Raw genomic sequence first — 1,386 nt, 5'->3', positions numbered from 1 at the left:
CATCCTGATCTGTCTGGCGCTCGCCATTTGGGGCGCAGAGAAGCAGCGGATCGGCGCCACCGCCCTGCGAGACACCTTCAGCGCCGAGCAGGGCATGCTCGGCGACTTCGTCGAGGCGAAGGAGCGGGCTGCGATCTCGGTCGCGCACCGCAGCGCACGGCACAACATTTCGGAGACGGCTCTTTCCGAGGTGAACAAGCGCATCGTCGCCGAAGGCACCAAGCTCCACGACAAAGACCTCGCCTTGCAGATGGACCAGTCAGCCGGCGCCTCCTGGGAGGCGAGTGTTGTGCCGTACGTCGGCGAAATTCCATTTGCGCTCGCTGGTCAAGGCCCTCAGGCCGCGATCAAGGTGGCGCTCGCCATGAACCGCTCGGCGGACACCACCGCCTACGTTCTGATCGAGGAACCGGAAAATCACCTCTCCCACACCAGCCTCACACAGTTGATCGCCCGCATCGAGGCACTCGCTGGTAATCGGCAGGTCTTCATCACCACCCACAGCTCCTACGTTCTCAACCGCCTTGGGCTCGACAAGCTCCGACTCCTGCACGCAGGAACACCGACGACTTTCTCCGACATCTCGGCGGACACCGTGCTCTACTTCAAGCGCCTCTCTGGCTTCGACACCCTCCGCATCGTTCTGGCGGACAAACTCGTCCTTGCGGAGGGACCGTCCGACGAGATGTTCTTCGAGCGCGCCTTCCGAGACAAACACGGCAAGACGCCTATCGAAGCCGGGATCGACGTACTGTCCATGGCCGGCGTTTCCCTGGCTCGAGCCCTGGAACTCTCTGCGGCACTCGACCGTCAGGTCGCTGGAATCCGGGACAACGACGGCAAGCAGCCAAGCCACTGGGAGGGGAAGGTCGCTGCCTATCTCCAGCCAGGGAAACGGCAGCTGTTCATCGGGGATCCAGCCGATGGCAGGACCCTTGAGCCTCAGCTGATCCACGCTAACGGTGACGCTACTTTGCGAGCGCTTCTGCCGATTACGGACGATACGAAGACCACCCTCGACTGGATGACCGGCCACAAGACCGACGCCGCCCTGAAAATCGCCGAGTCAAAAACTTCGATCACGTTCCCGGACTACCTGATGAAAGCAATCGAGTTCGTCGAATGAACCGGGTCACTCTCGCCGTCGCCGGATCCCGCAAGACGCAGTCGATCGTCGATGCCTGCGCGGGTGGAGCACCCGGCGTACGCCGCCTCGCGCTGACGTTCACCCAAACCGGGCAGGCCGAACTCAATGGGCGACTCCAACAAGCCTGCGCCCCCGGAACATCCCCCGAGGTCATGGGCGAACTGCCCGGGCTGTTCGCGCAGGTCCGCTCCGTCCTGCGACCGGGCGGCTGTTTCGCCTTCCCGCTGGTCGCCCCGCCC

General features: G+C 63.6%; 1 protein-coding gene and 2 pseudogenes. All 3 read left to right on the top strand.

Annotated features, from left to right (window positions below; genetic code table 11):
• Positions 1-94: pseudogene (locus tag ABT116_RS51230) on the top strand (DUF8827 family protein); the annotation flags it as partial.
• Positions 95-1,126: an ATP-dependent nuclease gene (locus ABT116_RS46485; protein WP_351647279.1), complete on the top strand. Its 1,032-nt coding sequence runs from the start codon at positions 95-97 to the stop codon at positions 1,124-1,126.
• Positions 1,123-1,386 (top strand): annotated as a pseudogene (locus tag ABT116_RS46480) (hypothetical protein); the annotation flags it as partial. The gene ABT116_RS46485 and the pseudogene ABT116_RS46480, both read left to right, overlap by 4 nt.

The organism is Streptomyces sp. NPDC002130, from assembly GCF_040296465.1.
Taxonomy (GTDB): Bacteria; Actinomycetota; Actinomycetes; order Streptomycetales; family Streptomycetaceae; genus Streptomyces.
This window is presented reverse-complemented; position numbering and strand designations above follow the sequence as displayed.